Below are 7,614 nucleotides of genomic sequence, written 5' to 3' on the forward strand. Positions count from 1 at the left end.
CGGCGCGGCGATCTGATCAAGACTCACGCCCAGAACAAGCTGGTCGGCCTGGTCGAGCACGGCTTGTCGATCTGCTGGGCTTTGGCTGCGCTGCTGCTTTGCCTCGGCTCGTGGCTGGCGGCGGCGCCGATCGTTTTCGCGCTCGCCTTGCTGGGCGTCAACCGGCCGCGCCGTCGTAGCGGGGCGCTCGCGCCCGCGTGACGCTGAAAAGAAAATCGCCGGCCCCGAGGGGCCGGCGTCCAGTTGGCGACCCCGGCGCGATAACGCGTCGAGGCCCCGGCGACATCGCGCTTCAGCTGCGCGACATCATATAGAGCAATTGCGTGTCGAAGGCGGGGATCTTCCGCGCGCCATGGGCGCGCAGCGCCGCCGGCGCCTCGACGTGAACGATGGAATAGCCGCCGACGGCGCTCTGTTCCATCAGTTCGGAAATCTCGTCCGCGAACGCCCTGTCCGGGTCGATCCGCGCCGGCAGGTCTTGCGGCGCCCATTTGGCGGCCCAGCCCCACACGGTGTCATGGCCGGCGGGAATTTCAGCCGAAATGAAGTCCTCCGGGAGGAAACCCCTCCCGTTCGCATAAACCATCGTCTCCTCCCGCGAAGGGCGTTCTGAATTTGGACCCTTCGCCTATCATGAACGCTATCTCACCCGTTTCTTGTTTTTTCGGGTGCGGAAAACGCCATCGCGCCGCATTTTCGCGGTCTCCGGCTTCGGTCTATCATATTCCGGGGGCCTGTGTAACAGGATTGCGACGGTGGAAAATTGATCCACCGCAAATTCAGCGTTCGGCGGATTCGGGAATCCGGTAGGCCGAGCTGGATTTGACCCTCTCCATGGCGAAGCGGGAGGTGACTTTCTTGAGCGGAACCGCGGCGATCAGCTTCTGGTAGAAGGCGTCATAGGCGGCGGTGTCGGCGACCACGACCCGCAGCAGATAATCGACGTCGCCCGCCATGCGGTAGATGTCCATGACTTCGGGCATGGCTGAGACGGCGGCGGCGAAACGCGCCAGCCAGGGCTGGGAATGGTCTTCCGTTTCGATGGAGACGAAGACGGTGAGGCCGAGGCCGACCTTTTGCGGATCGACCAGCGCGACGCGGCCCAGGATCACGTCGGCGGCTTCGAGTTTTTGCACCCGCTTCCAGCACGGCGTCGGCGACAGGCCGACCGCGCGGGCGAGATCGGCGACCGCGATATCGGCGTTTTCCTGCAACAGGGTCAGGATCTTACGGTCAATCGCGTCCATGGACTCAACCTTTCGCGCCGCCAATGTGGCCGCGTTCGAAAGAGAAGGCAATTGCTGGCGGCGGCTGACGGACGATTGCCGGACCCTGCGCGGGCGGAGGCGCTCCCGCTGGGCTTCGATCGCCCCGGCGGAGGGGAGACAGGACGTTCAGCCGGCCTTGCGCAGGCCGGCTTCGGTAGCCAATCGTTTGTCGAACAGATGGAACATGCCGCGTCCGGCGTTCTTGGCGTGATACAAGGCGGCGTCGGCGTTGTGCAGCAGCGCGTCGGCATCCGCCCCGTCCTCGGGAAATCGGGCGATTCCGACGGTGAGCCCGACCACGATTTCCTCGCCGTCGATATCATAGGGCTCGCTGATCAGCTCGATCAGCCGGCGCGCCAGTCTTTCGGCGCTATCGCCAATCGCATTGGCGTGAATGAGGATGAATTCATCGCCGCCCACGCGCGCGGCGAAATCCTCCGCGCGCAGCCGGCTCTGGATTCTTTTCGCCACCGCCTTCAGCAGCCTGTCGCCAACCCGATGGCCGAGCGTGTCGTTGACCGCCTTGAATCGATCCAGGTCCAGCGCCATCACGGCGATGCGTCCGCCATCCTTTTTCGCTGCGTCGAGCGTCGCGGCGAAGTGTTGTTCGAAGAACATTCGGTTCGGCAGATCTGTCAGAATATCGTGGTGCGCCAGATGGGTGATCCGGTCGAGCGCCCTCTTCTGGGTCACATCCGTGACGATCACGACGCTGCCGCCGCGCGACATCGGCTGGAACGTGATTTCGAGGGTCTGGCCGTCGATCGTGTCGATCTCAACAGCCTGCTGCGCATTGTTATTCGCGCTGTCGTGGGCCATTCCAATTAGCGTTGTGACCGATTCCGGCGACAGAACCCCATTGCGCGCGGAAAGCTCAAACAGGACGTCGATCGGCGGGTCATTCTCGCCCGCTGGCAGTCCAAGCAAGTCGCGAAATTTGCTGTTGGCGACGACGACCCGGCGATCGGTCTCGAACATGGCGAGGCCCTGCGGCATGTTGGAAAGCGCGGTGTCGAAGCGTTCGGACTTTTCGGTGATCGCCTGAAGAAGATGCGCTTTTTCCTCGTCCGAGCGCCACATCGAAACCATCTGGTCATAGGTGGCTTTCGACGTCATGCGCATCGCGACGAGAAAGAGGGCCACCTGGATCGCCAGCATGCGATAGAGCGGGTCGCCATGCTGCGCCAAAGCGATTCCCGCCGGAATGACTGCGGCGAACGCCGTCATCGGAAAGCCCGCCTGGACGGTCGCATTGAGGCTGACGCTGCCCGCCGCATAGCCGGCGGCCAAAATCCCGGCGACGAACTGCAGGCGATAATCGTCCGTCTGCGCGATTGCGACATAGGTGAAAAGTCCCAGCGAAGCGCCGAAGGCGATGATCACGCAATGCGTAACGGCTTTCCAGAGTCCGATATTCTCTGATGTCGCGAATTTCCGGTAAAGCAGGCTCGTCGCCACCCGGACGAGTCCGGCGATCAGGGAAATTCCGGCGATGACGACGAGCGTCGTCTGGCCCTGGTGATAGGAGGCGTACAAGTACAAAATCGGGATGAAAATAGCGCCCGATATGATGGTGGTCATATCGGCATGGGGGCCTTTGAGAAGCTGGGCTTCCAGATGCGCGCGGCTATCGGGCGGGGCCGAAGCCGGCTTGTTGACGTCGACCATTCCACTCATCGATCAGGTGCTGAAATTTCGAGTTCCGACAAGAGGTTATCCTATCCGCGCCAGATTGATTTTCCCTGACGCGGATCGTCGAATCTCCAGGGCCGAGCAAAATAAAAAATTAACCGATATCGACGCCATGGGTGCGCCAATGACGGGCGGCCGGCGGCGTCCCGCCGCCCGTCCTGAACCTCAACCTCTGCCGTCGCTCTATTGCTGCGCCTGCCAGCTCGCCTGGCGGCCGACGTCCACGGCCAGCGACGCCGCGGCCTCTTCGCTGGAATAACCGAAGTAGCCCGCCCGACGGGGCGCCGCGTCGAAATAATCGAGCCCGTGGGCGATCCGCAGATGGGCGTCGCGCGGGCAATAGCCCAGCGTCGCGTCGAAGCCGATCCAGCCGAGCGGATCGACATGGATTTCGGCCCAGGCGTGCTGCGGCGCCGCGCCCTCGGACAGACCGTCGCCCAGGAAAAAGCCGGACACGAACCGCGCCGGGACGCCGAGGCTGCGCGCGGCGGCGACCAGGACCTGGCTGATTTCGCGCGCGGAGCCGGCGCGCGAGGCGAAAACCTCCTTGGCCGGACGCGGCGTTTCGCCTTCGCCCGGCGCGAAGGCGCAAGCCTCGTTCAGCGCCCCCATCAGGGCGTGAATGCGGCCGAGCGGATCGGCCTCGCCGGCGACGGAATCCTTGGCGAATTGCAGCAGATCCTTGTCGGCGTGGGCGGCGTCGGTGTCCCGCAGATAGACGTCGAGCGGCAGTTTCGCCGGCAGGCCGCGCACCACGCCGGCGACGTCATAGGTTTCGATCTCGCCTTCGGCGGTGATCGTCAGCCGCTCCAGCGGCCCGTCATGCGAGCAGGAATGGACGATATTGCCGAACGTGTCCTCGCTGCGACGCATTCTGGCGTCCGGCTGGATTTCTACGCGCCAGTCCTTGATTTCCTGGCCGTCGAAGCCGCGCGGGGTGAGGCGCAGAAGCTGGTTCAGCGCGCGAACCGGTTCGGCATAGACGATCTGGAGCTGGAATTGAACAGAGGCAAGCATGGCGCGACGCTCTCTCGCCGGCTGGAGCATGGCGGAATTGTAGCCCGCCGGAGCGCCGGCGTCTCTCCGGCCGAAAGGATTAGCCGATCAAATATTGCTCGGTGATTTCCGTGCCGAGCCTGTTGTTGTCGGTGACGAAATCCTCGACGAATTCATGCAGGCCGGCCTGGAACACGTCCTTGATCGAGGCGCTTTCGAGCTTGCGCTTCAGGTTGCGGGCGTGGCGCTGGGACTGGCCCTGGCGGCCATATTGATTGCCGATGGCGTCGAGGAAGCGCACGATATTGTCGCAGCACGACAAAAGCGAGCGCGGCATTTCCGGGCGCAGGATCAGGAGATCGGCGACATTCCAGGGCTTGATGCTCTCGCGATAGACCCAATGATAGGCGGTCAGCGCCGAGACCGAGCGCAGGATGGCGGTCCATTGGAAATAATCGACCGAGCCGCCGACGGCTTCCTGTTCCGGCAGCAGCACGTGATATTTCACGTCGAGCACGCGGGCGGTATTGTCGGCGCGCTCGATATAGACGCCGAGGCGTGAGAAATAATAGGCGTCGTTGCGCAGCATGGTGCGATAGGCGGAGCCGTCATAGAGGCTCGACGTCGTCTTGACGTAATCGAGGAACTTGATCAGCTCCTCGCGGTCGATCCGGCCGACCTCCTTGTGGACCGCCTCGAATTTCTTCAGCTCCAGCCAGGCGCTGTTGATGCCTTCCCACATTTCGGTGGTGAGCGCGGTGCGCACGGCGCGCGCGTTGGTGCGGCCGAATTCGATGCAATTGCGGATGCTCGACGGATTGCGCGGGTCGAAGGCCAGATAGGCCGTGACACTGGCTTCGTCGGGCGTCTCGAAATGGTCGTAGAAGGTCTCGTCGGCGCCCGACGCGATCAGCACGCTCTGCCATTCGTCCTGCGATGAGGAGAAGGTTTTCGGCAAAGCGGCGATGCGGCTCGACGCCTCGATCAGGCGGGCGAGAAAATCCGCGCGCTCCAGATAGCGCGAGACCCAGAAGAGATTGTCGGCGGTGCGGGAAAGCATGGGACGACCTTAGCGTGAATGGCTTTGGGCGGTATGGCTTCGGGCGGCGATCCGTCCCGGGGTCAGGGCGCGGCGGCGTCGGTTTCGAGCACCCAGGTGTCCTTGGTGCCGCCGCCCTGGCTGGAATTGACCACAAGCGAGCCTTCCTTGAGCGCGACGCGGGTCAGGCCGCCGGGGACGATGCGGACGCCGTCGGCGCCGGAGAGCACGAAGGGGCGCAGATCGACATGGCGCGGGGCCACGCCGCCGGGGAAGGAGGTGGGGCAGGTGGAGAGAGACAGCGTGGGCTGGGCGATGAAATTGGTCGGCTCCGCCAGCAGCTTCTTGCGGAAGGTCTCGACCTGCTCCTTGGTGGCGTGCGGGCCGACCAGCATGCCATAGCCGCCGGAGCCGTTGACTTCCTTGACCACGAGTTCGGACAGGTGGTCGAGCACATATTTCAGCGCGTCGGGCTCGCGGCAGCGCCAGGTCGCGACATTCTTCAGCTTCGGCTCCTCGCCGAGATAGAAGCGCGTGATCTCTGGCATATAGGTATAGATGGCCTTGTCGTCGGCGACGCCGGCGCCGACGGCGTTGGCCAAAGTGACATTGCCGTTGAGATAGGCGCCCATCAGCCCGGCGGCGCCGAGTACGGAATCCGGCTTGAAGACGAGCGGGTCGATGAAATCATCGTCGACGCGGCGGTAGATCACGTCGACCCGCTTCGGCCCTTCGGTGGTCCGCATATAGACCACGTCATCCTTGACGGTGAGGTCGCCGCCCTCGACCAGCTCCACGCCGAGCTTGTCGGCCAGGAAGGAATGTTCGTAATAGGCCGAGTTGAACTGGCCCGGCGTCAGCACCACAATATTGGGCTCGGCCGGGCAATTCGGCGGCGCCACCGAGCGCAGCGAGGCGAGCAGGGCGTCAGGATAGTTCTCCACGGGCATCACCCGGTGGTCCGCGAACAGATCGGGCGCCAGCCGGATCATCATCTCGCGGTTTTCGAGCATGTAGGAGACGCCCGACGGCGTGCGGCAATTGTCCTCCAGGACGTAGAAATCCTGGTCGTCGACGCGGATGATGTCGATCCCGGCGATATGGGTCCAGATGTCGTGCGGAACGCGGCGGCCCTGCATTTCCGGCCGGTAGCACGGGTTGCGGAAGACGAGGTCCTCCGGCACGATTCCGGCGCGGATGATCTCCTGCGCGCCATAGACGTCGGTGAGGAACATGTTCAGCGCCTTGACGCGCTGGATCAGCCCGGCCTCCAGCCGCAGCCATTCGTCATGGCCGAGCAGGCGGGGAATCAGGTCGAACGGAATCAGCCGTTCCGAGGCTTCCTTGTCGCCATAGACCGCGAAGGTGATGCCGATGCGGCGGAACAGCATTTCCGCCTGCTGGCGCCGCGAATCGAGCAAGGCGGGCGGCGAGGTTTCGAGCCATTTGGCGATGCGGTCGTAGAGCGCGCGGTTCGACCCGCCGCTCAGGGTCATCTCGTCGAAACAGGGTGCGGTCATCGGCTCGATCGCCTTTTGGACATTCATGTCTGGCCTTTTGCGCCGCGGGCGCGACCCCGCCCGCGCTTTCGTGTTCGACAGTCTGAATCGCCTGCGCCGATTGCGCTTTGACCTAACTTAAATGCCGCCTCCCGCGATTTGACAGCCTAAACTTTAAGCTCGGCGCCCTATAAGATGCGGTCGGTCGAATACTCCCGGGATGCTGCACAAGAAATAATCAGGGCTCGCCAAAAGTCGGCAACAGCCTGAAGGGGCGGCGTCTTTCGAGACGCCGGCCGCGCGGCTCCGTAATAGCCGCAAATCGTCAATTGCCGCCCGCGGCGGGTTAAGGTAAAAGCCCGGGCGGCCCAGGGCCGATCGACCCTTGTCGGCTGCAAAACTTGCCAATCCGGGCCTTTCGATGCGCAAATTCGTCTTCGTCGCCGTCTTTCTCCTGCTCGGCGCGCTGGTCGCGGCGATCTACCATTTCCATTTCAACATGAAGCCGGAACTGGCGCGCACGGCCATCGCCGGCATGCCGCGCCCGGTGGCCGGCGTCGCGGTCGAGGCGGCGCGCTCGGAAGACTGGGCGCCGAGCGTCTCAGCGATCGGCACCTTCCGCGCCGTGCCGGGCATTGACGTGTCGAGCCAGGTCGCCGGCATTGTCTCGGATATCGCCTTCAAGAACGGCGAGGACGTGGAAAAGGGCGCGCTGCTGGTCAAGCTCGACGATTCGACCGAGCAGGCCGATCTGCGCACGAATATGGCGCAGATGAAGAACGCCGATAAGGCCTTCGACCGGCAGAAGGCGCTGGAGGCGAGCGGCGTCGCGGCGCGGGCCAACTACGATCTCGCCCAGGCCTTGCGCGATCAGGCCGCCGGCGCCGAGGACAAGACCCGCGCCCTGATCGGCCAGAAGACCGTCACGGCGCCCTTCGCGGGGCGGGTCGGCATCCGCAAGGTCGACCTCGGCCAATATGTCGCGGCCGGCGCGGCGATGGTGTCGCTGCAGCAGCTCGATCCGATCTATCTCGATTTCCAGGTGCCGGAGCAGAATTACGCCCATCTCGCCGTCGGGCAGGCGGTCGTCGCCGATATCGACGCGCTCGCGGGCAAGACT

8 protein-coding genes are annotated in these 7,614 nt (G+C 64.0%); 2 read left to right on the forward strand and 6 right to left on the reverse strand.

Going from position 1 to position 7,614, the window contains the following annotated elements; genetic code table 11:
* The coding region (locus ACE3S9_RS11480; protein ID WP_374546599.1) for a hypothetical protein at positions 1 to 201 on the forward strand (201 nt) is incomplete at its 5' end.
* 91 nt (positions 202 to 292) lie between these two features.
* On the opposite strand, the gene ACE3S9_RS11485 is transcribed toward ACE3S9_RS11480, so the two are convergent.
* The 6 genes from ACE3S9_RS11485 to ACE3S9_RS11510 all read right to left on the reverse strand — a co-directional run bounded on the left by ACE3S9_RS11485 (position 293) and on the right by ACE3S9_RS11510 (position 6,542).
* Positions 293 to 586: a hypothetical protein gene (locus ACE3S9_RS11485; protein WP_374546600.1), complete on the reverse strand. Its 294-nt coding sequence runs from the start codon at positions 584 to 586 to the stop codon at positions 293 to 295.
* 193 nt (positions 587 to 779) lie between these two features.
* Complete coding sequence (locus ACE3S9_RS11490; RefSeq protein WP_374546601.1) at positions 780 to 1,247, reverse strand: Lrp/AsnC family transcriptional regulator; 468 nt, start codon at positions 1,245 to 1,247, stop codon at positions 780 to 782.
* A gap of 147 nt (positions 1,248 to 1,394) precedes the next feature.
* Complete coding sequence (locus tag ACE3S9_RS11495; RefSeq protein WP_374546602.1) at positions 1,395 to 2,945, reverse strand: diguanylate cyclase domain-containing protein; 1,551 nt, start codon at positions 2,943 to 2,945, stop codon at positions 1,395 to 1,397.
* A 198-nt stretch (positions 2,946 to 3,143) separates the two neighbouring features.
* Positions 3,144 to 3,977, reverse strand: a complete 834-nt coding sequence (locus ACE3S9_RS11500; RefSeq protein WP_374546603.1) for a transglutaminase domain-containing protein — start codon at positions 3,975 to 3,977, stop codon at positions 3,144 to 3,146.
* 79 nt (positions 3,978 to 4,056) lie between these two features.
* Positions 4,057 to 5,016 carry an alpha-E domain-containing protein gene (locus ACE3S9_RS11505; protein ID WP_374546604.1) on the reverse strand — a complete coding sequence of 320 codons (960 nt, stop codon included), beginning with the start codon at positions 5,014 to 5,016 and terminating at the stop codon, positions 4,057 to 4,059.
* 62 nt (positions 5,017 to 5,078) lie between these two features.
* Positions 5,079 to 6,542, reverse strand: a complete 1,464-nt coding sequence (locus ACE3S9_RS11510) for a circularly permuted type 2 ATP-grasp protein (RefSeq protein ID WP_374546605.1) — start codon at positions 6,540 to 6,542, stop codon at positions 5,079 to 5,081.
* Between the two features lie 373 nt (positions 6,543 to 6,915).
* Here ACE3S9_RS11510 and ACE3S9_RS11515 point away from each other — a divergent pair.
* On the forward strand, positions 6,916 to 7,614 hold a 699-nt coding region (locus ACE3S9_RS11515; RefSeq protein ID WP_374546606.1), incomplete at its 3' end, for an efflux RND transporter periplasmic adaptor subunit.

Source organism: Rhodoblastus sp., from assembly GCF_041915505.1.
In the GTDB taxonomy this organism is placed as follows: Bacteria; Pseudomonadota; Alphaproteobacteria; order Rhizobiales; family Beijerinckiaceae; genus Rhodoblastus.